The sequence below is a fragment of the Bradyrhizobium sp. USDA 4503 genome (genome assembly GCF_054055815.1).
In genome coordinates this window covers 1,649,993-1,675,378 of the sequence record NZ_JBSRXS010000001.1, presented here as the reverse complement: position 1 = coordinate 1,675,378, position 25,386 = coordinate 1,649,993, and the positions used below count along the sequence as shown (strand labels likewise).

Sequence of the window (25,386 nt, the reverse complement as noted above, 5' to 3'; positions counted from 1 at the left end):
TCAACGATAGATAGATGACAATGTCAACGATATCGTTGAGCTTGGCAGCGCGCGGCTTTGTTGGCAGAGGTTGGTGATGACCGAGAAGCTCAGGACTGAGAGGGCCTTGCCGCCGGAGGCCGTTGTCGATTCCGAACTGGCGCCGATCACCGCGATGATGTCGTCGCGGCTGATGGTGCTGGCGAACCTGCTCAGGCGCGGCGCGATGCTGCGCTACAAGCGCCTGACCGGCCTGTCCTCGGTCGAGTTCGGTCTGGTCGCCTCGCTCGGCCGGCGGCCGCCGATGAGTGTGGTGCGGCTCGCCGAGGCCGTCGGCATGGACAAGGGGCAGATCAGCCGGGCGCTCGCCGAGCTCGTGGCGCGCAAGCTGGTGGCGAAGGCGGCCAATCCGCGCGACAACCGGGAGACCCTGGTCTCTCTCACCAAGGCCGGCCTGGCAGCCCATGATGCCATCGTGGCCGGCGCGCAGGAGCGAAACCGGCACCTGCTGGAACAGCTTGCGCCGGGGGATCTTGAGCTGCTGCTCGGACACATCGATCGGCTCACCCTGACCGCCGCCGAGATGCTCGCTGCCGAGCGGGGGCTGGGCTGATATGGGGAGAGCGCAGGGCACCGGATGGCCGCCGCGGCGTTGCCCATGGAGGCAAGCGCATCCGCCTGATGAGGCCAAGAGCCCGCGGGAAGGACGGTAAAAGCGTCAAAATAGCTTGTCTTGCGCCCCCTGTTGCGCTGCGCTAAAGCCTCAAGAACAATTCCAATCAACGAATCTGCGGCATGTCCGAAACCGCAGCAAGAAGGCCTCGCCGATGACCGGCATCCTGCAGAATTATCTCCCACTTGTGGTCTTTATCGGAGTCGCGAGCCTGATCGGTCTGGCACTCCTGATCGCGCCGTTCCTGGTCGCGTTCCAATCGCCGGACCCGGAAAAGCTGTCCGCCTATGAATGCGGATTCAACGCTTTTGACGACGCCCGCATGAAGTTCGACGTCCGGTTCTATCTGGTGGCGATCCTCTTCATCATCTTCGACCTCGAAGTGGCGTTCCTGTTCCCCTGGGCCGTGGCGTTCGGAAAGCTCGGCGCCACCGGGTTCTGGTCGATGATGGTGTTCCTGGCCGTGCTGACGGTCGGGTTTGCGTATGAATGGAAGAAAGGCGCGCTCGAATGGGATTGAGCCCCACCGCCACAACCTCCCAGCCGGCGATTGCCAAATCTGAGATCGCCATGGCTCCGAAGGGTATTCTTGATCCGTCGACCGGTAGGCCGGTCGGCGCCAATGATCCGTTTTTCCTCGAGGTCAATCACGAGCTGTCCGACAAGGGCTTCTTCGTCGCCGCAGCCGATGACCTCATCACTTGGGCGCGCACCGGCTCCCTGATGTGGATGACCTTCGGTCTCGCCTGCTGCGCGGTCGAGATGATGCAGGTCTCGATGCCGCGCTACGACGTCGAACGCTTCGGCTTCGCACCGCGTGCCTCGCCGCGGCAGTCCGACGTGATGATCGTTGCGGGCACCCTGACCAACAAGATGGCGCCCGCGCTGCGCAAGGTCTACGACCAGATGCCGGAGCCGCGCTACGTCATCTCGATGGGCTCCTGCGCCAATGGCGGCGGCTACTATCACTACTCCTATTCGGTGGTGCGTGGCTGCGATCGCATCGTGCCGATCGACATCTACGTGCCCGGCTGCCCGCCCACGGCGGAAGCGCTGCTCTACGGTGTGTTGCTGCTGCAGAAGAAGATCCGCCGTATCGGCACTATTGAACGCTAAGGTTTCAGGTATGGACGACGGCAAGCTCGACGCCCTTGGGCAGACGATCGTGAGCGCGCTTCCGGGCGCGGCCACGGCGCACTCGGTCGCGTTCAATCAGCTCACTATCGACGTCGAGATTGGCAGAATCGTGGAGGTCGCCAGGTTTCTGCGTGACGATCCCGGCTGCCGTTTCGTCAACGTCACCGACGTGACCGCGGTCGACTATCCGAGCCGCGAGAAGCGCTTCGACGTCGTCTACCATCTGCTGTCGCCGACGCTGAACGCGCGCGTCCGTTTGCGCGGGCAGGCCGACGAGACCACGCAGGTGCCGTCGATCATCGGCGTCTTCCCGGGCGCCGACTGGTTCGAGCGCGAGACCTACGACCTCTATGGCGTGATCTTCACCGGCCATCCCGACATGCGCCGCCTGCTGACGGACTACGGCTTCGACGGCCATCCGCTGCGCAAGGATTTCCCGCTCACCGGCTTCGTCGAGGTCCGCTACGACGACCAGGAGAAGCGGGTGCTGTACGAGCCGGTCAGGCTCAACCAGGAATTCCGCAAGTTCGATTTCCTTTCGCCCTGGGAAGGCGCGGACTATCCGCTGCCCGGCGATGAGAAGGCCAAGGCGGAGCCGAAGCCATGAATGAACAGCCGCAAAACCTTCGTAACTTCACCATCAACTTTGGGCCGCAGCATCCGGCGGCGCACGGCGTGCTGCGCCTCGTGCTGGAGCTCGACGGCGAAGTCGTCGAACGCGTCGATCCGCATATCGGCCTGCTTCACCGCGGCACCGAGAAGCTGATCGAGCACAAGACCTATCTGCAGGCGATTCCCTATTTCGACCGGCTCGACTATGTCGCGCCGATGAACCAGGAGCATGCGTTCTGCCTCGCGGCGGAAAAGCTGCTCGGCATTACGGTGCCGCGCCGCGGCCAGTTGATCCGCGTGCTCTATTGCGAGATCGGCCGCATCCTGTCGCATCTGCTCAACGTCACCACCCAGGCGATGGACGTCGGCGCGCTGACCCCGCCGCTGTGGGGCTTCGAAGAGCGCGAGAAGCTGATGGTGTTCTATGAGCGCGCCTCGGGCTCGCGCATGCACGCGGCGTTCTTCCGCGTCGGCGGCGTGCATCAGGACCTGCCGCCGAAGCTGATCGACGACATCGAGGCGTGGTGCGATCCGTTCCTCAAGGTCGTCGACGACCTCGATCGGCTGCTCACCGGCAACCGCATCTTCAAGCAGCGCAACGTCGATATCGGCGTGGTGCCGCTCAAGGAAGCCTGGGAGTGGGGCTTCTCCGGCGTGATGGTGCGCGGCTCGGGCGCGGCCTGGGACCTGCGCAAGTCGCAGCCCTACGAGTGCTACGCCGAGATGGATTTCGACATTCCGATCGGAAAGAACGGCGACTGCTACGACCGCTATCTGATCCGCATGGAAGAGATGCGCCAGTCGGTGCGCATCATGAAGCAGTGCATCCAGAAGCTCAAGGCACCCGACGGGCAGGGCCCGGTCGTGGTCGAGGACAACAAGATCGCGCCGCCGCGCCGCGGTGAGATGAAGCGCTCGATGGAAGCGCTGATCCATCACTTCAAGCTCTACACCGAAGGCGTGCACGTGCCGGCCGGCGAAATCTATGCCGCGGTCGAGGCGCCGAAGGGCGAGTTCGGCGTCTACCTCGTCGCCGACGGCTCCAACAAGCCCTACAAGTGCAAGATCCGCGCGCCGGGCTTCGCCCATCTGCAGGCGATGGATCACATCTGCAGGGGCCATCTGCTGGCCGACGTTTCCGCCATCCTGGGCTCGCTGGACATCGTGTTCGGCGAAGTCGACCGGTGACGATGTCCGCATCCGAACCGCGCGCAATGAGAGTTTGATCGATGTCCGTCCGCCGCCTTGCCCCGAAGGAATTGCAGCCCGCGAGCTTCACGTTCACGGACGAGAATCTTGCCTGGGCCAAGAAGCAGATCGAGAAATATCCGCCGGGACGGCAGGCTTCGGCCGCGATCGCGATCCTGTGGCGCGTGCAGGAGCAGCATGACGGCTGGGTCTCGGAAGCCGCGATCCGCGCTGTCGCCGACCTGCTCGAGATGCCGCATATCCGCATGCTCGAGATCGCGACGTTCTACACCATGTTCCAGCTCTCGCCGGTCGGCAAGAAGGCGCATGTGCAGGTGTGCGGCACCACGCCGTGCCGGCTGCGCGGCGCCGCCGACCTGATCGAGGTCTGCCAGCACCGCATCCATCACGATCCCTTCCAGCTGTCGAAGGACGGCAACTTCTCCTGGGAAGAAGTCGAGTGCTTAGGGGCCTGCGTGAACGCGCCGATGGTGCTGATCTGGAAGGACACCTATGAGGACCTGACCAAGGAAAGCTTCGGCAAGGTGCTCGACGGCTTTGCCGCCGGCAATCCGCCGAAGCCGGGTCCTCAGATCGACCGTCAGTTCTCGGCTCCCGCGGGCGGACCGACGACGCTGAAGGAAACCACCTGATGCTGAGCTTTCAGGTGCCGGCAAACGGGCTGGAACACAAGGCAGGAAGGGGCGCTGCGATGAAGGCCTGGCGCACGATCGCGCTGCATACCGCTGTCGCGGCGGGCTTCATGTTCCTGCTGCAACGCTACGGCCTGAGCGCCACGCTGGAATCCAGCCTGTTGTGGGCCATCGTGTTCGGCGGCTGCGCCGCCGGGCTCGCTTATTCGCAAGCCAATCGGTGATGTTCGGAAAGTTTTGAGCATGCTCGACGACAAGGACCGCATCTTCAAGAACCTCTACGGCCTGCATGATTGGGGCCTCGAGGGCGCGCGCCGCAGAGGCGCCTGGGATGGCACCAAGGGGATCATCGACAAGGGTCGCGACTGGATCATCAACGAGATGAAGGCGTCGGGCCTGCGTGGCCGCGGCGGCGCCGGCTTCCCGACCGGCATGAAGTGGTCCTTCATGCCGAAGGAATCCAAGGACGGCCGTCCGAGCTATCTCGTCGTCAACGCCGACGAGTCGGAGCCCGGCACCTGCAAGGACCGCGAGATCATGCGGCACGATCCGCATCTTTTGGTCGAGGGCTGCCTGCTCGCGAGCTTCGCGATGGGCGCGCATGCCTGCTACGTCTATATCCGCGGCGAGTTCATCCGCGAGCGCGAGCGGCTGCAGGCGGCGATCGACCAGGCCTATGAGGCCAGGCTGGTCGGCAAGGACAATATCAACGGCTGGCCGTTCGACATCTATGTCGCGCATGGCGCCGGCGCCTATATCTGCGGCGAGGAGACCGCGCTGCTCGAGAGCCTTGAGGGCAAGAAGGGGCAGCCGCGGCTGAAGCCGCCGTTCCCGGCCAATGTCGGCCTCTATGGCTGCCCGACCACCGTCAACAACGTCGAGTCGATCGCGGTCGTACCGGACATCCTGCGCCGCGGCGCCGCCTGGTTCGCCGGCATCGGCCGGCCGAACAATGTCGGCACCAAGCTGTTCTGCATCTCCGGCCACGTCGAGCGGCCCTGCAACGTCGAAGAGGCGATGGGGATTCCGTTCCGCGAGCTGATCGAGAAGCATTGCGGCGGCATCCGCGGCGGCTGGGGCAATCTGAAGGCCGTGATCCCCGGCGGTTCGTCGGTGCGCATGGTGCCGGCCGAGCAGATCATCGACACGCCGATGGATTTCGACAGCCTGAGCAAGCTGCGCTCGGGCCTCGGCACCGCGGCGGTGATCGTGATGGACAAGTCGACCGACCTGATCCGGGCGATCGCGCGCATCTCCTATTTCTACAAGCATGAGAGCTGCGGCCAGTGCACGCCGTGCCGCGAGGGCACGGGGTGGATGTGGCGCGTCCTGACCCGGATGGCCGACGGCCGTGCCCACAAGCGCGAGATCGACATGCTGCTCGAGGTCACCAAGCAGGTCGAGGGCCACACTATCTGCGCGCTCGGCGACGCCGCCGCCTGGCCGATCCAGGGCCTGATCGCGCATTTCCGTCACGAGATCGAAGAGCGCATCGACCAATATTCGCACAAGGCCGATCTCGACGATCAGGGCATTCGCGATCCCATGCACATGGTAGCCGCGGAGTAATGTTGGTGATGACGCAACAGGCCGCATGGTGGCAGAAGTACGGGACGCTTGCGCAGATGGCGCAGGCGACCGTGGCGCTGCTCGGCTTTGTTGCAATCCTGCTGCAGATCAACGAAATCCGTACCTCGAACCGTGCTTCCAGCGCGCGTTCGGCGTTTCTCGGCTACACCGATCTCGCATTCCAGAATCCGAAATTCGCTCAGCCGGACTACGAGACCATCAAGGCCGCCGGTCGCGAAGAGCGGTCCCAATATGAGAGTTTTGTCTCGTATTTCCTCTATGCCTGCGAGGAGACCTTTGCCGCCTTCGCGGATAAGCGCGAATGGCAGGCATCGTGTGACTACGACCTGAAACCGCATCTGCCGTTCCTCTGCGAGAAGAACCAGGCGCAGCCTGCCTATCTCGCGACCTACGGCGCCGACACCCAGCAATGGGTGAAGACCTCATTGAAAACCGCGAGCGTCGCACCGCCCGACTGCAAGCTCGGAAAGACTTGAGACAGACATGAGCAAGATCATCGTCGATGGCAAAGAGATCGATGTGCCGCCGGAGTACACGCTGCTGCAGGCATGCGAGGCGGCCGGCGCAGAGATTCCGCGCTTCTGCTATCACGAGCGGCTGTCGATCGCCGGCAATTGCCGGATGTGCCTGGTCGAGGTGAAGGGCGGCCCGAAGCCGGTCGCGAGCTGCGCCTGGGCCGTGCGCGACTGCCGTCCGGGCCCGAAGGGCGAGCCGCCGGAGATCTCGACCCGCTCGCCGATGGTGAAGAAGGCGCGGGAAGGCGTGATGGAGTTCCTGCTGATCAACCATCCGCTCGACTGCCCGATCTGCGACCAGGGCGGCGAGTGCGACCTGCAGGACCAGGCGATGGGCTACGGCGTCGACACCAGCCGTTTCGCCGAGAACAAGCGCGCGGTCGAGGACAAGTATCTCGGCGCGCTGGTCAAGACCTCGATGAACCGCTGCATCCAGTGCACGCGCTGCGTCCGCTTCTCCGCCGAAGTCTGCGGCGCGCCGGAAATGGGCGCGACCGGCCGCGGCGAGGACATGGAGATCACCACCTATCTGGAGCAGGCGCTGAGCTCGGAGCTGCAAGGCAACCTGGTCGACATCTGCCCGGTCGGCGCTCTGACCTCGAAGCCTTACGCCTTCGCGGCGCGGCCCTGGGAGCTCGGCAAGACCCAGTCGGTCGACGTCATGGACGGCGTGGGATCTGCGATCCGCGTCGACACCCGCGGCCGCGAGGTGATGCGCATCCTGCCGCGCATCAACGAGGCGGTGAACGAGGAGTGGATCTCCGACAAGACCCGCCACATCGTCGACGGCCTGCGTACGCAGCGCCTCGACCGGCCCTATGTGCGCGAGAACGGCCAGCTCCGGCCGGCGACCTGGCAGGAAGCCTTCGCCGCCATTGCCGCCAAGGCCAGCCGCAGCGACGGCAAGCGGATCGGCGCGATCGCCGGCGATCTGGCCGCGGTCGACGAAATGTATGCGCTGAAGGAAATGCTCGCGAAGTTCGGCTCGGTCAATCTCGCCGTGCAGGGCGGCGATGCGTTCGACGCCAAGGCCGGCCGCGGCTCCTACATCTTCAATCCGACCATTGCCGGCATCGACCAGGCCGACGCGATCCTGATCATCGGCTCGCATCCGCGCAAGGAAGCCGCCGTGCTGAACGCGCGGATCCGCAAGCGCTGGCGCACCGGCGGCCTCAAGGTCGGCATGATCGGCGCCAAGGCCGATTTCACCTATGACCACGACTATCTCGGCGCGGGCACCGATACGCTGGCCGATCTCGCGGCGGGCAAGCACTCCTTTGCCGACGTCTTGAAGAAGGCGCAGCACCCAATCATCCTGGTCGGCGCCGGCGCCTACACCAGGCATGACGGGGCGGCCGTGCTGGCGCAGGCCGCCAAGCTCGCAGTCGACGTCGGCGCGCTGAAGGACGGCTGGAACGGCTTTGCAGTGTTGCAGGATACCGCCTCGCGCGCCGGCGCGCTCGATATCGGCTTCTCGCCGGCGGCTGGTGGCCTGACCTCAGCGCAGATGACGACCTTCGGCACGCTCGACGTGCTGTTCCTGCTTGGCGCCGACGAGATCAAGGTGCCGGACGGTACCTTCGTGGTCTATATCGGCACCCATGGCGACCAGGGCGCGCATCGCGCCGACGTCATCCTGCCGGGCGCGGCCTATACCGAGAAGTCCGGCATCTACGTCAACACCGAAGGCCGGGCGCAGATCGCCAACCGCGCCGCATTCCCGCCGGGCGAGGCCCGCGAGGACTGGGCGATCATCCGCGCGCTGTCCGACGTGCTCGGCAAGAAGCTGCCGTTCGACTCGCTGCAGGCGCTGCGTCAGGCTATGTTCAAGGCCTACCCGCATCTGATGCGGCTCGACCAGATCGAGGCCGGCAAGCCCGACGACGTCAAGGCGCTGGCAGGCAAGGGCGGCAGCGTCGACAAGGCGGCATTCAAGCCGACCGTCGAGGACTTCTATCTGACCAACCCGATCGCGCGGGCCTCTGCCGTGATGGCGGAGTGCTCGCGGCTGGCGTCGGGCCGAATGCTGACGGCAGCGGAGTGAGCGTGACCTGATGGCTGAATTCTTCGCAAGCTCGTTCTGGACCGGCTTCCTCTGGCCGCTGATCATCATGGTCGCGGAGAGCCTGTTGCTGCTGGTCGTGCTCCTGATCGCGATCGCCTACATCCTGCTCGCCGACCGCAAGATCTGGGCGGCGGTGCAGATCCGCCGCGGCCCCAACGTGGTCGGGCCGTTCGGATTGCTGCAATCCTTCGCCGACCTCCTGAAATTCGTGCTGAAGGAGCCGGTGATTCCGTCCGGCTCCAACAAGGGCGTGTTCCTGCTCGCGCCGCTGGTGTCGTGCATCCTGGCGCTGGCCGCCTGGGCGGTGATCCCGTTCGATCTCGGCTGGGTGATCTCCGACATCAATGTCGGCGTTCTCTACATCTTCGCGATCTCGTCGCTGTCGATCTACGGCATCATCATGGCCGGCTGGTCGTCGAACTCGAAGTATCCGTTCCTGGCCGCGCTGCGCTCGGCGGCGCAGATGGTGTCCTACGAGGTCTCGATCGGCTTCGTCATCATCACCGTGCTGCTCTGCGTCGGCTCGCTGAACCTGTCGGCTGTGGTCGAGGCGCAGAACACCCGCGGGCTTGCGCACCTGATCGGCCTGCCGCAGCTCACCATCCTGAACTGGTATGTGTGGCCGCTGTTCCCGATGTTCGTCGTGTTCTACGTCTCGGCGCTGGCCGAAACCAATCGTCCGCCGTTCGATCTGGTCGAGGCCGAATCCGAGTTGGTCGCCGGCTTCATGACCGAATACGGCTCGACCCCGTATCTTTTGTTCATGCTCGGCGAGTATGTCGCGATCACCACGATGTGCGCGCTGGCGTCGATCCTGTTCCTGGGCGGCTGGCTGCCGCCGGTCAATCTGCCGCCGTTCACCTGGATTCCGGGCATCGTCTGGTTCGCCCTGAAGGTGTTCTTCATGTTCTTCATGTTCGCGATGGCGAAGGCGATCGTGCCGCGCTACCGCTACGATCAACTGATGCGGCTCGGCTGGAAGGTGTTCCTGCCGCTGTCGCTGGCGATGGTGGTGATCGTGGCCGGCGTGCTGCAGTTCGCCGGCATCGCGCCGAAGTGAGGCCGTCATGAGTGTCAATGTCAACGCAACAGCCCGCTCGCTTCTGCTGTCGGAATTCGTCTCGGCGTTCTTCCTCGCGATGCGCTATTTCTTCCAGCCGAAGCCGACGCTGAACTATCCCTTCGAGAAGGGCCCGATCTCGCCGCGCTTCCGCGGCGAGCACGCGCTGCGCCGCTATCCGAACGGCGAGGAACGCTGCATCGCCTGCAAGCTGTGCGAGGCGATCTGCCCGGCGCAGGCGATCACGATCGAGGCCGGCCCGCGCCGCAACGACGGCACCCGCCGCACGGTGCGTTACGACATCGACATGGTGAAGTGCATCTATTGCGGCCTGTGCCAGGAGGCATGCCCGGTGGACGCCATCGTCGAGGGACCGAATTTCGAATTCGCGACCGAGACCCGCGAGGAACTGTACTATGACAAGGCCAAGCTGCTCGCCAATGGCGACCGCTGGGAGCGCGAGATCGCGAAGTCGATCGCGCTCGACGCGCCATACCGGTGAGGTGAGGGCATGATCCTTCCGGCGCTGTTCTTCTACCTGTTTGCTGCGGCCTGCGTGGCCTCGGCGGTCATGGTGATTGTCTCGCGCAATCCCGTGCACTCCGTGCTGTTCCTGATCCTGGCCTTCGTCAACGCGGCCGGGCTGTTCATCCTGATGGGCGCCGAGTTCCTCGGGATGATGCTGATCGTGGTCTATGTCGGCGCGGTCGCGGTGCTGTTCCTGTTCGTGATCATGATGCTCGACGTCGACTTCGTCGAGCTGCGCGAGGGCTTCATCCAGTATCTGCCGATTGGCATCGTGATCGGCGGCATCTTCATGTTCGAGCTGCTGCTCGTGGTCGGCGCCTGGGTGATCAACCCGGCCGTGACCAAGACGATCACCGCGGCGATCCCGACCAATGTCAGCAACACCGAGGCGCTCGGCCTCGTGCTCTATACGAAGTACATCCATTACTTCCAGCTCGCCGGCATGGTGCTGCTGGTCGCGATGATCGGCGCCATCGTGCTGACGCTGCGCCACAAGGCCAAGGTCAAGCGGCAGAACATCAACGTGCAGAACGCGCGCACGCCCGAGATGGCGATGGCGATGCGCAAGGTGGCGTCGGGGCAGGGCCTGCAGGATGCCGACGCGGCGGAGTGGGTGAAATGACGATCGGGCTCGGACACTATCTCGCGGTCGCCGCGATCCTGTTCACGCTCGGGATCCTCGGCATCTTCCTCAACCGCAAGAACATCATCGTCATCCTGATGTCGATCGAGCTGATCCTGCTGTCGGTCAACATCAACCTGGTGGCGTTCTCGACCTTCCTCGGCGACATCGTCGGCCAGGTGTTCGCGCTCTTGGTGCTGACGGTGGCCGCCGCCGAGGCTGCGATCGGTCTCGCCGTGCTGGTGGTGTATTTCCGCAACCGCGGTTCGATCGCGGTTGAAGACGTCAATCTGATGAAGGGCTAGGCGCAGTTATGGTTCAGGCAATCGTATTCCTGCCTCTGCTGGGCGCCATCCTCGCAGGCATTATCTCGCTGGTCGGTGCCCATGCGCGCTGCCCGAGCGGCGATACCGTCGACCATCACGACGATGCGCATGGCGACGCCCATGCCTCCGCGGCCCATGACGATCATGGCCATGATGACCATGGCCATGACGATCACCATGTCTCCGAGCCGGCGGCCGCCGGCTCGCGCCTTGCCGAGCTGATCACCACGGGCCTCTTGTTCGTGTCGGCGGCGCTGTCGTGGTTCACGCTGGTCGATGTCGGCTTCATGCACCATGACGCGCGCGTCGTGCTGCTGCCCTGGATCAACTCGGGCGACCTGCAGGTGGCCTGGACGCTGCGGGTCGACACCCTGACCGCGGTGATGCTGGTCGTGGTCAACACGGTGTCCGCGCTCGTCCACCTCTATTCGATCGGCTACATGGACGAGGATCCGAACCGGCCGCGCTTCTTCGGCTATCTCTCGCTGTTCACCTTCGCGATGTTGATGCTGGTGACGTCGGACAACCTCGTTCAGCTGTTCTTCGGCTGGGAGGGCGTCGGCCTCGCGAGCTACTTGCTGATCGGGTTCTGGTACCAGAAGCCGTCGGCCAATGCCGCGGCGATCAAGGCCTTCGTGGTCAACCGCGTCGGCGACTTCGGCTTCGCGCTCGGCATCTTCGCGATCTACGCGCTGGTCGGCTCGACCGATTTCGAGACCATCTTCCATGCCGCGCCCGGTCTGACCGGCAAGACCATCAACTTCTTCGGCTGGCAGGCCGACGCGCTGACCTTGACCTGCCTGTTGCTGTTCATGGGTGCGATGGGCAAGTCGGCCCAGTTCCTGCTGCACACCTGGTTGCCGGACGCGATGGAAGGTCCGACCCCGGTGTCGGCACTGATCCATGCCGCGACCATGGTCACCGCCGGCGTGTTCATGGTGGCGCGGCTGTCGCCGCTGTTCGAGCTGTCGCCGACCGCGCAGGCGGTGGTGATGTTCTTCGGCGCGACCACGGCGTTCTTCGCCGCCACGATCGGCCTCGTGCAGAACGACATCAAGCGCATCGTCGCGTATTCGACCTGTTCGCAGCTCGGCTACATGTTCGTGGCGATGGGAGCGGGGGCCTATTCGGTCGGCATGTTCCATTTGTTCACGCACGCCTTCTTCAAGGCGCTGCTGTTCTTAGGGTCAGGCTCGGTGATCTACGCGATGCACCACGAGCAGGACATCCGCAACATGGGCGGGCTGTGGCGCAAGATCCCGTACACTTTCGCGGTGATGTGCATCGGCACCCTGGCGCTGACCGGCTTCCCGCTGTTCGCCGGCTACTTCTCCAAGGACGCGATCATCGAGGCGGCCTATGCGGCGCATAACCCGTTCGCGACCTACGCCTATCTCTTGACCATCGTGGCCGCCGGCCTGACCTCGTTCTACTCCTGGCGTTTGATCTTCAAGACGTTCTTCGGCGAGCCGCACGACCAGAAGCACTACGAGGCGGCGCATGAGAGCCCGGTGTGGATGTTGGTGCCGATCGGCGTGCTCGCCGCCGGCTCGATCCTGGCGGGCCTGCCGTTCAAGGAGCTGTTCGTCAACCCGCACGGCGTGGAAGAGTTCTTCCGCGAGTCCGTGAAGATGAACCCGCACATCCTCGAGGACATGGAGCACATGCCGGGCTGGCTTGCGCCGCTGCCCACCGTGATGATGGCGCTCGGCCTGTTCATCTCGTATCTGTTCTACATCCGCAGGCCGTACCTACCGGTCGAGCTCGCGCAGCAGCAGCCGATGCTGTACCAGTTCCTGCTCAACAAATGGTACTTCGACGAGCTGTACGACTGGATCTTCGTGCGCCCGGCGAAGTGGCTCGGCTACACGCTGTGGAAGAAGGGCGACGGCTTCATCATCGACGGCTTCGGTCCCGATGGCGTCTCCGCCCGCGTGCTCGACGTCACCCGCAACGTCGTGAAATTGCAGACCGGCTACCTCTATCACTACGCATTCGCGATGCTGATCGGGGCCGCCGGATTGATCACCTGGTTCATGTTCGGCTTGGGAGGCCAGTAGATGACAACCTGGCCCATCCTTTCGGTCACGACCTTCCTGCCGGCGGTCGGTGCGATCCTGGTCTATCTGCTGGCGCGGGGCGGTGACGAGACCGCGAGCCGCACGGCGCGCTGGATCGCGCTGTGGACCACGCTGATCACCTTCGCGATCTCGCTGATCCTGGTGGCGCGCTTCGATCCGGCCTCGACCGACTTCCAGTTTGTCGAGAAGGCGTCCTGGCTCGCCACCGGCATCACCTATCACATGGGCGTCGACGGCATCTCGCTGCCGCTGATCATCCTGACCACCGCGATCATGCCGCTCTGCATCATCGCGAGCTGGAAGTCGGTGACGCAGCGCGTCGGCGAATACATGATGGCGTTCCTGATCCTGGAAACGCTGATGGTCGGCACCTTCTCGGCGCTCGACCTCGTGCTGTTCTATTTGTTCTTCGAGGGCGGCCTGATCCCGATGTTCCTGATCATCGGCGTCTGGGGCGGCCCGCGCCGGGTCTATGCGTCGTTCAAGTTCTTCCTCTACACCTTCCTCGGCTCGGTCCTGATGCTGCTCGCCATCATGGCGCTGTACTGGAACGCCGGCACGACCGACATCCCGACCCTGATGCACACCGCGGTGCCGCGGTCGATGCAGACCTGGGCATGGCTGGCCTTCTTCGCCTCGTTCGCGGTGAAGATGCCGATGTGGCCGGTGCACACCTGGCTGCCCGACGCGCACGTCGAGGCGCCGACGGCGGGCTCGGTGATCCTGGCCGCGATCCTGCTGAAGATGGGCGGCTACGGCTTCCTGCGCTTCTCGCTGCCGATGTTCCCGCTGGCCTCGCACGACTTCGCGCCGTTCGTGTTCGTGCTGTCGGTCATCGCCATCATCTACACCTCGCTGGTGGCGATGATGCAGGAGGACATGAAGAAGCTGATCGCGTATTCGTCCGTCGCGCATATGGGCTTCGTCACCATGGGCATCTTCGCGGTGACCACGCAGGGCGTCGCCGGCGGCATGTTCCAGATGGTCTCGCACGGCATCGTCTCCGGCGCGCTGTTCCTTTGCGTCGGCGTCGTCTACGACCGCATGCACACCCGCGAGATCGCGGCCTATGGCGGTCTCGTCAACCGGATGCCGCTCTACGCGCTGACCTTCATGGTCTTCACCATGGCCAATGTCGGTCTGCCGGGCACCAGCGGATTCGTCGGCGAGTTCATGACGCTGCTCGGCACCTTCAAGATCTCGCTGCCGACGGCGTTCTTCGCCACCACCGGCGTGATCCTGTCGGCCTGCTACGCGCTCTGGCTCTACCGCAAGGTGGTGTTCGGGGCGCTGGTCAAGCCGTCGCTGATGTCGATCAAGGATCTCACCTTCCGCGAATGCGTGACGCTGTTCCCGCTGATCGCACTGACCATCCTGTTCGGCGTCTATCCGAAGCCGGTGCTCGACATGTCGGCGGCCTCGGTGCAGCAGCTCGTCAACAATTACCAAACCGCCGTGACTGCCGTGAAGGCAGCCGCGCTGACCGTCCAGTAAGGCCCTCGTCATGAGCTTTTCAAGTGCAGGTTATCAGTTGCAGCCGGTGCTCCCGGAGCTGGTGCTCGCGGTCGGCGCCATGGTGCTGTTGATGATCGGAGCCTATCGCGGGCAGGGGACGACGCGGCTCGTGACGGCGCTCGCGATCTGTCTCCTGGTGCTGACCGGCGTGCTGGAGCTCTGGTTGCCGGCCGGCAAGCTCGTGACCTTCGGCGGCAGCTTCATCGTCGATGATTTCGCGCGCTTCCTGAAGGTCCTCGCGCTGATCGCCTCGGCGGCAACCCTGATCCTGTCGACGGAGTACCTGTCACAGCCGTCGAGCCGCAACTTCGAGTTCTCGATCCTGGTGCTGCTGTCGACGCTCGGCATGATGGTGCTGATCTCGGCCGGCGACCTGATCTCGCTCTATCTCGGCCTCGAGCTGATGAGCCTTGCGCTCTACGTCGTCGCCGCCAGCCAGCGCGACAACGCCAAGTCGAGCGAGGCGGGCCTGAAGTATTTCGTGCTCGGGGCGCTGTCGTCGGGCATGCTGCTCTACGGCGCCTCGCTGATCTACGGCTTCACCGGCACCGTCAGCTTCGCCGGCATCGCGGCCGCCGCGACGACCGGCAGCATCGGCATCGTGTTCGGCCTGGTGTTCCTGCTCGCCGGCCTCTGCTTCAAGGTGTCGGCGGTGCCGTTCCACATGTGGACGCCCGACGTCTATGAGGGCGCGCCGACGCCGGTGACGGCGTTCTTCGCGTCCGCCCCGAAGGTCGCGGCGCTCGCGGTGTTCACCCGCGCGACGCTGACCGCGTTCCCGGGCATCGTCACCCAGTGGCAGCAGATCCTGGTGTTCGTGGCGATCGCCTCGATGGCGCTGGGCTCATTCGCGGCGATCGGCCAGACCAACATCAAGCGGCTGATGGCCTATTCCTCGATCGGCCATATGGGCTTTGCGCTGGTCGGCCTCGCCTCCGGCACGGTCGAGGGCGCCCAGGGCGTCCTGATCTACATCACGATCTACGTCGCGATGACGCTCGGTTCCTTCAGCATCATCCTGGCGATGAAGCGCAACGGCCAGGCGCTGGAGCAGATCAGCGATTTCGCCGGGCTGTCCCGCACCAACCCGTTGCTCGCCTTCATCTTCGCGATGCTGCTGTTCTCGCTGGCCGGCGTGCCGCCGCTCGCCGGGTTCTTCGGCAAATGGTACGTGTTCGTCGCCGCGATCAAGGCCAATCTGTTCACGCTCGCCGTGATCGGCGTGCTGACCAGCGTGGTGGGTGCGTTCTACTATCTGTCGATCGTCAAGGTGATGTATTTCGACCAGCCGCTCGGCAAGCTCGACCCGGTCCGCGTCGAACTGCGCACCGTGCTGGCGGTCGCCGGCATCTTCAATATCTTCTACTTCGCCTATCCGGGCCCGCTGGTGAGTGTGGCCACGGCGGCGGCAAAATCGCTATTTTGACGCGTGCGGTTCCGAAATCGGGATGCTGGCTTTCGGAACCAATCATGCGCATAACGCTGACATGACCTTCACGCTCGGGCCCCGGGCCATAGCGGCGGGCTATCGGCTCGCCGCCTTCGATCAGATCGGCTCGACCAATGCCGAGGCGATGCTGCGCGCCCGCGGCGGCGAGCGGGGGCCGATGTGGTTCGTGACGCCCGAACAGACCGCGGGCCGCGGGCGGCGGCAGCGGGTCTGGGTCGCGCCGCGCGGCAATCTCGCCAGCACGATCCTCGAGGTGATGGACGTCCAGCCGGCAGTCGCCGCTACCCTCGGCTTCGCCGCCGGGCTGTCGCTCGAAGCTGCGCTGCGGAAGGTCAGCATCGAGGCGGCGCTGCGGCTCGGGCCGGACAGCCCGAAGTTCACCCTGAAATGGCCGAACGACGTGCTGGCCAACGGCAGGAAGCTCTCGGGCATCCTGCTTGAGGCCGAAGCCATCGGGAGCCGGCTGGCGGTCGTCGTCGGCATCGGCACCAATGTCGTCGCAGCACCAGAGGGGACGCCGACGCCGGCCGTATCGCTCGCGGCGCTCGGCATCCAGATCGGGGCGGAGGAGCTGTTTGCCGCGCTGTCGGACGCCTGGGTCGAGTTTCGCGGCATCTGGGACGACGGCCGCGGCTTCCCCGAGATCCGCAGGCTGTGGCTGGAGCGCGCGGCCGGGCTCGGCGAGAAGGTCGCGGTCCAGACCGGCTCGGCGACCCTTGAGGGCACGTTCGACACCATCGATGATACCGGCTGCCTGATCGTCCGCACTGCTGATGGCGAGCGCCTGCCCGTGACCGCCGGCGAGGTCTATTTCGGCACCGCAGCCTCGGTGAGGGCGAACTGATGGCGCGTCCGGACGAGCTCACCTTTGCGCCGCTCGGCGGCGTCGGCGAAATCGGCATGAACCTGTCGATCTACGGCCTCGGCAACCGCCACCAGCGGTCCTTCCTCGCGGTCGATCTCGGCGTCTCCTTCGGCGACGAGGAGCATCTGCCGGGCATCGACCTGATCATGCCCGACGTCCGCTTCCTCGAGAAGGAGCGCAACAATCTGGTGGGCCTCGTGCTGACGCACGCCCATGAGGATCATTTCGGTGCCATTATCGATCTTTGGCCGAAGCTCGGCTGCAAGATCTACGCGACGCAATTCAGCGCGGCGCTGTTCGAGGCCAAATGCGCCGCCGAGCGCAACCCGCCAAAAATCCCGGTCACGGTGATCCCGTCGGGCGGGCGAGTCGATATCGGTCCGTTCAATGTCGAGTTCATCCCGGTCGCGCATTCGATTCCGGAATCGCACGCGCTGGCGATCAAGACCGATCTCGGCACCGTGCTGCACACCGGCGACTGGAAGATCGATCCGACCCCGATCATCGGCCAGCCGACCGACGAGCGGCGGCTGCGCGAGCTCGGCGATGAAGGCGTGCTGGCGCTGGTCGGCGATTCCACCAATGCGGTGCGCGACGGGCGCTCGCCGTCGGAGACCGAGGTCGCCGCGACAATCAAGAAGCTGGTCAAGGCGGCCAAGGGCCGGGTCGCGGTCACGACCTTCGCCTCCAATGTCGCCCGGGTGCGGGCGGTGGCGGACGCCGCCAACGCCGCCGACCGCGAGGTCGTCGTGGTCGGCCGTGCCATGGAGCGCGTGGTGCAGGTGGCGCGCGAATGCGGCTATCTCGACGGCTCGCATAAATTCCGCAGCGCCGACTATTACGGCCATTTCCCGGCCGACAAGGTGCTGGCGCTGTGCACCGGCAGCCAGGGCGAGCCGCGTGCGGCGCTGGCGCGGATCGCCAATGACGACCATCCGCAGGTCACCCTGAACAAGGGCGACACCGTGATCTTCTCCTCCCGCACCATTCCCGGCAACGAGAAGGCGGTCGGCTCGATCATCAACAACCTCGTCATGCAGGGCGTCGAGATCATCACCGACCGCGAGCATCTGGTGCACGTCTCCGGCCACCCGCGCCGCGACGAGCTGCGCGACATGATCTCCTGGGTGCGGCCGCAACTGCTGATCCCCGTCCATGGCGAGGCGCTGCATCTCGCCGAACACGCCAAGCTGGCGCGCGCCGCCGGCGTGCCCAAGGTCCTGACCTGCCGCAACGGCGACCTCGTCAAGCTCGGGCCCGGCGAGCCCGGCATCATCGGCGAGGTGCCGGCGGGGCGGCTCTACAAGGACGGAACCATCCTGGAGGACGCCAAGTCGCGCGCTGTGGTGGAGCGACGGCGGATGGGCTTTGCCGGCTGCGCCTTCGTCGCCATCGCCATGACCGAGCAGGGCGAGCTCGTCGACGATCCCGAGGTTGATCTGGTCGGCATGCCGGAGAACAATGCGGCGGGCGAACTGCTCGACGACATCGTGTTCGATGTGGTGGTATCGACGATCGAGGGCCTGCCGAAGCCGCGGCGGCGCGATCCGGACGCGCTGGGGGAATCGGTGCGGCGCGCGGTGCGGGCGGCGCTGAACGAGCAATGGGGCAAGAAGCCGATCTGCGTCGTGCACGTTCTGACGGTTTGAGCCTAAGCATGATCCGGAAGAGTGCGAAGCGATTTTCCGAAAGGATCATGCTCAACTAAAGGGAGAGAGAGATGCTGGGCCGGCTCAATCACGTCGCGATCGCGGTCAAGGACGCCAAGCAGGCCGCGAAGATCTACGGCACTGCCTTCAATGCCGAGATTTCCGATGCGGTGCCGCTGCCGGAACACGGCGTGATCACCGTGTTCGTGACGCTGCCGAACACCAAGATCGAGTTCATCGAGCCGCTGGGCGAGACCTCGCCGATCGCGAAATTCGTCGAGCGCAATGCCGACGGCGGCATCCACCATGTCTGCTACGACGTGCCCGACATCATCGCGGCCCGTGACCGCATGATCGCCGAGGGTGCGCGGGTGCTGGGCGACGGCCAGCCGAAGATCGGCGCGCATGGCAAGCCGGTGCTGTTCTTCCACCCGAAGGACTTTTCCGGCGCCCTGGTCGAGATCGAACAGGCCTGAGGCCGCATGGCTTACCAGATCTCCACCGGACTTGCGATCTACTTCGTGCTTTGGTGGCTCGTGCTGTTCCTGACGCTGCCGTTCGGCGTGCGCAGCCAGCACGAGGACAATGTCGGCGCGCCCGGCACCGACCCCGGCGCGCCGATCCTGGCGCGGATGGGCCGCAAGCTGCTGTGGACCACGCTGATTTCCGCCGTGATCTTCGCGATCGCGATGTGGGCCTATCATTCCGGCTATCTCTCGATCGAGCGGCTGTCGAAGCTGATGGGGATGCCGTTCTGATACGCAGAAGTAGCCCGCATGAGCGAAGCGACATGCGGGATCACTTTCCCGGGTATCGCGGAGCCTGTCATCGGGCGCGCGTTCGCGCGACCCGTTGGCTCACCCGGGCTACGTACCGATGGGGATGCTGTTTTAGAAACTGATGCCAATGGAGCGGGGATCAACCTCGCCCTGGCATTGCGGAGGAGGCGACCACGATGCACCTGCAGTCCCAGCCGGGCTCCGGGCCGAGCGCATATCGAATCCTGCGGGAAGCCGATCTGCGGGATTATCTCGCGGGGCTGCCCGCCATCGTCGCGCAGCTCGGCGGCGCGCCGGCGGACTGGTCGATCAGCGAGGTCGGCGACGGCAATCTCAATCTCGTCTTCATCGTCAAGGGCGGAAGCGGCGGCCTCGCGGTCAAGCAGGCGCTGCCGTATGTGCGCCTCGTCGGCGAGAGCTGGCCGCTGCCACTGTCGCGGGCGCATTACGAGCACATGGCGCTGGTGCATCAGGCGCGGCTGGCGCCGATGCTCGTGCCGGCGGTGCTGCATCATGATGCGCCGCTCGCGCTCACCGCGATGGAGCTGCTCGAGCCGCACATCATCATGCGCAAGGGCCTGATCGAGGCCACGTGGTACCCGCGCTTTGTCGAGGATATCTCAACCTTCCTGGCGCAAACGCTGTTCTTCACGTCCGACCTTGCGTTGTCGGCCGCGGAGAAGAAGCAGGGCATCGCCGATTTCGCCGGCAACCACGCGCTCTGCAAGATCACAGAAGACCTGATCTTCACCGATCCCTACCGCATCGCCGAGCAGAACCGCTGGACCGCGCCGTATCTCGACGCCACGGCGGCGGCGTTCCGCGAGGACCTCGACCTGCATGTCGCGATCTCCAGGCTGAAGCTGAAATTCATGGCGAGCCCGCAGGCGCTGCTGCACGGCGATCTGCATACCGGCTCGATCATGGTTACAGACAGCGAGACCAGGGTAATCGATCCCGAGTTCGCCTTCTACGGCCCGATGGGCTTCGACATCGGCGCCGTCATCGGCAACCTCCTGATGGCCTATCTCGCCTCCGCCGGCCACGAGCGCGCGCCGGGCGAGCGCGCCTCGTTCGAGGCCTGGCTACTCGCGACCATGGAGGGCGTCTGGAGCGAGTTTTCCCGAAAGTTCCTGGCGCTGTGGCGCAGCGAGGCGAACGGCGACGGCTATCCGGTGTCGCTGTTTACCGGCGAGGCAGGTGCCGCGCGGTTGGAGGCAGAACGGCAGGCGTACATGGCGCGGCTGTTCGAGGACACCGTCGGCTTCGCCGCGGCCAAGACCATCCGGCGCATCCTTGGTCTCGCGCACAACATCGACTTCGAGTGGATCGCCGACGAGAAGCAGCGCGCGATCTGCGAGGCGCGGGCCCTCAAGCTCGCCCGCAATATGATGCTGGAGGCGCCGTCCTACACGACGATCGGCGCGGTCACCTACGCCGCCCGCGAGCTGCGCCACTGGCAGCCGGATTTTGCGAGGTAGCCGGGAAGCGTAGGATGGGTGGAGCGAAGCGGTACCCATCATTCTGACAGCGCGATAAGAGTTGATGGGTTTCGCTTCGCTCTACTCGTCCTACGCAGCGCGGCTTTCCCTGCGCCCTCTTCAACGCGAGGGCGGAACGAACAGCAAGCTCGGACAAATCATGTCGCGAGAATGCGGATGTTTGACTCACAAGCGATACACACTCGGCGTCGTCCCGGCGAAGGCCGGGACCCATAACCACCAACGATCATTGTTAAGCGACGCTGGAATGACGAGTTCCTTCAACAATACCCGCCGCGGCGTATGGGTCCCCGCTTTCGCAGGGACGACGAATGGAGAGAGCTGTGTGCTCAGCTCCTTCATCCTTAATCCGCCGCCTGTTCCCGCAGCCGCTGCGCGTACACGTTGATGATCAGCGCCGCGAGCAGGATCAACCCGCGGATCAGGATCTTCAGGAAGCTGTCGATATTGACGTGGTCGAGGCCGTTGTTGAGAACGCCGAGCACGAACAGGCCGACGATGGTGTTGCCGATGCCGCCGCGGCCGCCGAACAGGCTGGTGCCGCCGACCACCACGGCCGCGATCGAATCCAGCAGATAGGTATCGAACTCGTTCTGCTGGGCGCTGCCGAAATGGGCGACGCCGAGCATGCCGCCGATCCCCGAGCACACCGCCGAGATCACCATCACACTGCCGAGGATGAGCTTGACGTTGAGGCCGGCAAATTCCGCGGCCTCGCGGTTGCCGCCGACCATGTAGACGTAGCGGCCAAACCGTGTGTAGGTCAGCACCAGGTGGCCGCCGAGCAGCATCACCGCGGCGACGATCACAATCCAGGGGATGCCGCCGATCGAGCCGGAGCCGAGCGTCGTGATCAGGTCCGGCACCTTGTAGGCGATCTGGCCGCGCACCAGCAGCGCCGAGACGCCGGCCGCAATCTGCATCATGGCGAGCGTCATGATGAAGGAGGGGATGCCGATCATGGTCAACCCCAGCGCGTTGACGAGGCCGAGCAGCGCGCACAGCGCCAGCGCCAGCAGGATCGCGACGATGCCCGGCATCGGGACATTGGCGATGTTGACGTAGGATTCCTGCAGCGTGAAGTACGCCACCGCAATGCCGGTGACGTTGGCGATGCTGGCGATCGACAGGTCGATCTCGGCGCACAGGATCACGAAGGTGAGGCCGACGGCGATGATGCCGGTGACCGACACTTGCGTGAGGATGTTGCCGACATTGTCGATGGTGGCAAACGACGGGCTCGCGATCGCGAAGAAGGCGCTGAGGAAGATCAGCGTCAGGAACGGCGCAATGTTGCGCATCTGCGAGCGCACGAAGGGCGCCAGCCCGCGCGACCGCTGGTGATCCGCTCGCGCCGTGGCGCCGTCACTGCTTGCCATCATGTCTCTCCATCAAGCGCGATGAGGTGGTCATCGCGCTTTCTCTGTTTGTTTGAGCATCGGAAAACCGCTTCGCACTTTTCCGGATCATGCTCTAGGCCGCCTCCAGCAGCCGGTCCTTGCTGACCGCTTCGCCCGCGAATTCGCGCACCACCGCGCCGCGCTTCAGCACCAGGATCCGGTCGGCCAGCGACAGCACCGTCTCCGGCTCGGTCGACAGCACGATGATCGCCAGCCCCATGGCGCGGAGATCGCGCACGATGTTGATCACGTCGTTCTTGGCGCCGACATCCATGCCGCGGGTCGGCTCGCACAGCACCAGGACGCGCGGCGGATAGGCTAGCCATTTCGCCAGCGCCACCTTCTGCTGATTGCCGCCGGACAGCATGCCGAGATCGAGGCCGACCACCGGCGGCCGGATCTGCAGTTGCTCGACCTGGCGCTGGGCGATCGCACGCTCGCGCACCGGCTTGAGCAGCAGCGCCGAGATCCGTTCGAGGATGCTGATCGAGATGTTCTTGTAGACCGGTTCCTGGTGGAACAGCATGGCGCGCCGGCTTTCCGGCACCAGGGCGACGCCGGCCCGTCGCGCCGCCGCGGTGCTGCGAAACGTCTTCGTGGCGCCGTCGACCGCAAGCGTTCCGCCGTCGGGTCGCAGCTTGCCGAACAGGATGCGCGACAGCTCCAGCTGCCCGCAGCCCATGAAGCCGTAGATACCGAGCACTTCGCCGGAGCGGGCCTCGAACGAGACGTCCCGCAGGCTGCGGCGCAGCGAGAGCTGATCCACCTTCAGCACCGCCGCGCCTCCGCTCGATTGCGGGAGCATCAGGTCATCGGTGTAGCTGTGTTCCAGCGCCTCGCCGCCGCGGCCGATCATGGCCTCGATCAGGGCGCCCTTGGTGGTGTCCGCGGACGCGGTCTCCGCGATCTTCCGCCCGTTGCGGAACACCGTCACCACGTCGGAGACCCGCAAAATGTCCTCGATGAAGTGCGAGATGAAGACGATGCTGGTGCCTTCGTCGCGCAGCCTGTGCAGCGTCGCAAAGAGGCGTTCGACCTCGGGCGGAGAGAGGGCGGAGGTCGGCTCGTCCAGGATGATGATGCGTGCGCCGGAAAACAGCACGCGAGCGATCTCGATCAGCTGCTGCAGGCCGATCGGCAAATCGCCGAGCCGCGTCATCGGGTTGACGTCGATGCCAAACCGGGCCAGCTGCTCGCCGGCCTCGCGCGCCATCCGCCGCCATTGCACGAAGCCGAGGCGGTTGGTCGGCTGGTTGCCGAGGAACACATTCTCAGCGACCGTGAGATCAGGCGCGACGCTGAGCTCCTGATGCACCATGCCGATGCCGGCGGCGTGCGCGTCACGGGTGGAGCGGAAGCGGGTCTCCTTGCCGTCCAGCATGAAGCGGCCGGAGAACTCCGGATGCACGCCGGCGATGATCTTCATCAGCGTACTTTTTCCGGCGCCGTTCTCGCCGACGAGACCATGGATCTCGCCGGCGTGCAGCGCGAAGTCGATCCCACGAAGGGCTTCGACGCCGCCGAAGGCCTTCGTGATCTGGTGCAATTCGAGGATCGCCGAGCGTCCCTGCGTCATGAGGCCCGCTCAGATCAGGAAATGATCCTCCATCCATTGCATGCCGGCGGCGTTGGCCTTGGTCACGACGGGACCGTCGGTCACGACATTCTTCGGAATGCCCTGGCCGCTCTTTTCGCCGCCGACCACGGCGGCGACGCCCGCGACGATCGCGCCGCCATGGATGCGGCAGGACGGATTGCGGACGGTCGCGAACATGCGGCCTTCGCTGACCGCCTGAATCGCCGGCGGCATGGCGTCGACACCGCCGATCAGGATGTTGGTGCGGTTGCGCGCCTTCATGATGTTGTAGGCGGCGAGCGCCATGTCGTCATTGTGGAAGAAGGCGGCGTCGATCTGCGAGTATTTGGTCAGATAGGTTTCCCAGAGCCGGGCGGTCTTCGAGACGTCCCAGTCGGCGGGCTGGGTATCCAGCACCTCGATGTTCGGGAACTGCTTGATGACCGAGTTGAAGCCCTTGGCGCGGCCCTGCGCGCCGGTATGGCCGAGCGCGCCCTGGGTCATGATGACCTTGCCCTTGCCGCCGATCGCGTTGCACAGCGCCTGCGTTACGGAGGCGCCCATGAACTCGTTGTCAGGTGCGAGGAACGAGTGGACGTTAATTTGATCGAGAGGAGCAATAAGCGTGTCCATGTCGATCACGGGGGTCCCGGCGTCGATCATCTTCTGCACCGGCTGGGTCAGCGTGCCGATGCCGAACGCCTGGATCGCGACGAAGTCCCATTTCTGCGACGCCATGTTGTCGATCGCGGCGCGCTGCTTGACGGCATCGAGCTGGCCGTCGAACCAGGTCACCTCGACGTTGAACAGCTTGCCCCAGAACTCGGCGGCCTGCTTGCCTTGCGCGCACCACGTCGCCTGCAGTCCGGCATTGGAGAACGCCGCCTTCAGCGGCTTTTCCGAGCGTCCCGTTTCGGCGGCGAGCGCCGACGTCGTCATGCCCATTCCGCCGAACAGGCCGGCCGCAGCTCCACCTGCCGCCGCCATCTGCAGAAGGTCGCGCCGCGTCGTCGACGCCTTGTCCATCCCCTTGTCGGTCCCTGGCATTGCTTGCTCCCTCTTCGTTTTTCTGACCGTCGGCGTCAGTTGCACGCGCCGCGGATAAAGCGAGTGTGTCACAATCGGAACGGTGACGCTACGGCCTCTCGTCCACGAGATGTTTCTGCTGCAGCACGATGGCTTCGATGTCGCCGAGCAGCTTGTGCCACGCAGCATCGATCTCCGCAGACCATTGCTCGCCGAGAATGTCGCGCAGCGTATCGGCGATCACCGCGAAGAACGCGACGAACAGTTCGCGCGGCGTGCCGTAGGCGTCGTGCGAGAACACTTCCGATTCGATCAGGCGAAAATGTCCGCGGCGCTCGCCCGCGAAATCGAGGATGGCTTCGATCGTCAGCTGCAGCATCGAGCCTTTCACCGGCTCGCTGCCTTCGGTGCGAAACATCGCCTGCGTCTCGGGATGTTCGCGAAATAGGCGGCGATAGACTGACGGTGTCAGATCATCGCAAGCCGCTGCTGCGAGTTCAAAGCTGCGTTCGATCGGATTCAATGATGGAGCCATAGTGGATTGCGATCATCACATAAAAAAAGAGCAGGGCTCAAAGCCCTGCTCCAAAAATTG

Annotated in this window: 26 protein-coding genes; 22 read left to right on the top strand and 4 right to left on the bottom strand. The window is 64.8% G+C overall.

Annotated features, from left to right (window positions below; translation table 11 throughout):
• Positions 1–76: 76 nt before the first annotated feature.
• The 22 genes from ACVMIH_RS08040 (at position 77) to mtnK (ending at position 20,768) form a co-directional block, all read left to right on the top strand.
• Positions 77–592 (top strand): MarR family winged helix-turn-helix transcriptional regulator, encoded by a 516-nt coding sequence (locus tag ACVMIH_RS08040; RefSeq protein ID WP_057016467.1) that lies wholly within the window; start codon positions 77–79, stop codon positions 590–592.
• A 214-nt stretch (positions 593–806) separates the two neighbouring features.
• On the top strand, positions 807–1,172 hold the full coding sequence (locus tag ACVMIH_RS08035; RefSeq protein ID WP_018271860.1) for an NADH-quinone oxidoreductase subunit A: 366 nt from the start codon (positions 807–809) through the stop codon (positions 1,170–1,172).
• A gap of 50 nt (positions 1,173–1,222) precedes the next feature.
• Positions 1,223–1,768, top strand: a complete 546-nt coding sequence (locus ACVMIH_RS08030) for a NuoB/complex I 20 kDa subunit family protein (RefSeq protein WP_199805213.1) — start codon at positions 1,223–1,225, stop codon at positions 1,766–1,768.
• A 10-nt stretch (positions 1,769–1,778) separates the two neighbouring features.
• Positions 1,779–2,396: an NADH-quinone oxidoreductase subunit C gene (locus ACVMIH_RS08025; RefSeq protein WP_076825355.1), complete on the top strand. Its 618-nt coding sequence runs from the start codon at positions 1,779–1,781 to the stop codon at positions 2,394–2,396.
• Entirely contained in the window at positions 2,393–3,589 is a 1,197-nt protein-coding gene (locus ACVMIH_RS08020) for an NADH-quinone oxidoreductase subunit D (protein ID WP_076825356.1), read from the top strand. The genes ACVMIH_RS08025 and ACVMIH_RS08020 overlap by 4 nt, the downstream gene beginning before the upstream one ends.
• Before the next feature lie 41 nt (positions 3,590–3,630).
• A complete protein-coding gene (gene nuoE, locus ACVMIH_RS08015) occupies positions 3,631–4,242 on the top strand; it encodes an NADH-quinone oxidoreductase subunit NuoE (RefSeq protein WP_016847752.1) in 612 nt (203 codons plus the stop codon).
• The gene (locus tag ACVMIH_RS08010) at positions 4,242–4,466 is read left to right on the top strand and encodes a hypothetical protein (protein ID WP_456814437.1); all 225 of its coding nucleotides are present in this window, start codon (positions 4,242–4,244) and stop codon (positions 4,464–4,466) included. Before nuoE ends, ACVMIH_RS08010 begins: the two co-directional genes overlap by 1 nt.
• A gap of 19 nt (positions 4,467–4,485) precedes the next feature.
• Positions 4,486–5,811 (top strand): NADH-quinone oxidoreductase subunit NuoF, encoded by a 1,326-nt coding sequence (gene nuoF, locus ACVMIH_RS08005; protein WP_456861176.1) that lies wholly within the window; start codon positions 4,486–4,488, stop codon positions 5,809–5,811.
• Positions 5,812–5,816: 5 nt separating this feature from the next.
• The gene (locus tag ACVMIH_RS08000; protein ID WP_143270708.1) at positions 5,817–6,308 is read left to right on the top strand and encodes a hypothetical protein; all 492 of its coding nucleotides are present in this window, start codon (positions 5,817–5,819) and stop codon (positions 6,306–6,308) included.
• Between the two features lie 7 nt (positions 6,309–6,315).
• Positions 6,316–8,391 (top strand): NADH-quinone oxidoreductase subunit NuoG, encoded by a 2,076-nt coding sequence (nuoG, locus tag ACVMIH_RS07995; RefSeq protein WP_253639754.1) that lies wholly within the window; start codon positions 6,316–6,318, stop codon positions 8,389–8,391.
• A 10-nt stretch (positions 8,392–8,401) separates the two neighbouring features.
• Positions 8,402–9,472, top strand: coding sequence for an NADH-quinone oxidoreductase subunit NuoH (gene nuoH / locus ACVMIH_RS07990; protein ID WP_018271855.1), 1,071 nt, complete (start codon positions 8,402–8,404; stop codon positions 9,470–9,472).
• Between the two features lie 7 nt (positions 9,473–9,479).
• Positions 9,480–9,974 carry an NADH-quinone oxidoreductase subunit NuoI gene (nuoI, locus tag ACVMIH_RS07985; RefSeq protein ID WP_018271854.1) on the top strand — a complete coding sequence of 165 codons (495 nt, stop codon included), beginning with the start codon at positions 9,480–9,482 and terminating at the stop codon, positions 9,972–9,974.
• A gap of 9 nt (positions 9,975–9,983) precedes the next feature.
• Positions 9,984–10,622: an NADH-quinone oxidoreductase subunit J gene (locus ACVMIH_RS07980; RefSeq protein WP_028333975.1), complete on the top strand. Its 639-nt coding sequence runs from the start codon at positions 9,984–9,986 to the stop codon at positions 10,620–10,622.
• Entirely contained in the window at positions 10,619–10,927 is a 309-nt protein-coding gene (gene nuoK / locus ACVMIH_RS07975) for an NADH-quinone oxidoreductase subunit NuoK (protein ID WP_016841823.1), read from the top strand. Before ACVMIH_RS07980 ends, nuoK begins: the two co-directional genes overlap by 4 nt.
• Positions 10,928–10,935: 8 nt before the next feature.
• Positions 10,936–13,008 carry an NADH-quinone oxidoreductase subunit L gene (gene nuoL, locus ACVMIH_RS07970; protein WP_057016474.1) on the top strand — a complete coding sequence of 691 codons (2,073 nt, stop codon included), beginning with the start codon at positions 10,936–10,938 and terminating at the stop codon, positions 13,006–13,008.
• Complete coding sequence (locus tag ACVMIH_RS07965) at positions 13,009–14,523, top strand: NADH-quinone oxidoreductase subunit M (protein WP_016841819.1); 1,515 nt, start codon at positions 13,009–13,011, stop codon at positions 14,521–14,523. It begins immediately after the preceding gene.
• A gap of 10 nt (positions 14,524–14,533) precedes the next feature.
• Positions 14,534–15,970 carry an NADH-quinone oxidoreductase subunit NuoN gene (gene nuoN / locus ACVMIH_RS07960; protein WP_057016475.1) on the top strand — a complete coding sequence of 479 codons (1,437 nt, stop codon included), beginning with the start codon at positions 14,534–14,536 and terminating at the stop codon, positions 15,968–15,970.
• Positions 15,971–16,031: 61 nt separating this feature from the next.
• Positions 16,032–16,838, top strand: a complete 807-nt coding sequence (locus ACVMIH_RS07955) for a biotin--[acetyl-CoA-carboxylase] ligase (RefSeq protein ID WP_456866401.1) — start codon at positions 16,032–16,034, stop codon at positions 16,836–16,838.
• Positions 16,838–18,508 (top strand): ribonuclease J, encoded by a 1,671-nt coding sequence (locus ACVMIH_RS07950; protein WP_141340991.1) that lies wholly within the window; start codon positions 16,838–16,840, stop codon positions 18,506–18,508. Before ACVMIH_RS07955 ends, ACVMIH_RS07950 begins: the two co-directional genes overlap by 1 nt.
• Positions 18,509–18,579: 71 nt before the next feature.
• A complete protein-coding gene (gene mce, locus ACVMIH_RS07945) occupies positions 18,580–18,984 on the top strand; it encodes a methylmalonyl-CoA epimerase (protein WP_057016476.1) in 405 nt (134 codons plus the stop codon).
• A gap of 6 nt (positions 18,985–18,990) precedes the next feature.
• Entirely contained in the window at positions 18,991–19,266 is a 276-nt protein-coding gene (locus tag ACVMIH_RS07940) for a DUF1467 family protein (protein ID WP_057016477.1), read from the top strand.
• A gap of 197 nt (positions 19,267–19,463) precedes the next feature.
• Positions 19,464–20,768 (top strand): S-methyl-5-thioribose kinase, encoded by a 1,305-nt coding sequence (mtnK, locus tag ACVMIH_RS07935; protein WP_456861174.1) that lies wholly within the window; start codon positions 19,464–19,466, stop codon positions 20,766–20,768.
• A 365-nt stretch (positions 20,769–21,133) separates the two neighbouring features.
• Here mtnK and ACVMIH_RS07930 read toward each other — a convergent pair whose 3' ends face one another.
• From ACVMIH_RS07930 to ACVMIH_RS07915, 4 genes are all read right to left on the bottom strand, one after another.
• On the bottom strand, positions 21,134–22,168 hold the full coding sequence (locus tag ACVMIH_RS07930) for an ABC transporter permease (protein WP_057016587.1): 1,035 nt from the start codon (positions 22,166–22,168) through the stop codon (positions 21,134–21,136).
• Positions 22,169–22,262: 94 nt separating this feature from the next.
• Complete coding sequence (locus ACVMIH_RS07925) at positions 22,263–23,765, bottom strand: sugar ABC transporter ATP-binding protein (protein ID WP_456861172.1); 1,503 nt, start codon at positions 23,763–23,765, stop codon at positions 22,263–22,265.
• 9 nt (positions 23,766–23,774) lie between these two features.
• On the bottom strand, positions 23,775–24,812 hold the full coding sequence (locus ACVMIH_RS07920; RefSeq protein ID WP_057016480.1) for a sugar ABC transporter substrate-binding protein: 1,038 nt from the start codon (positions 24,810–24,812) through the stop codon (positions 23,775–23,777).
• Between the two features lie 88 nt (positions 24,813–24,900).
• Positions 24,901–25,326, bottom strand: coding sequence for a globin (locus ACVMIH_RS07915; RefSeq protein WP_057016481.1), 426 nt, complete (start codon positions 25,324–25,326; stop codon positions 24,901–24,903).
• Between the last annotated feature and the right edge of the window lie 60 nt (positions 25,327–25,386).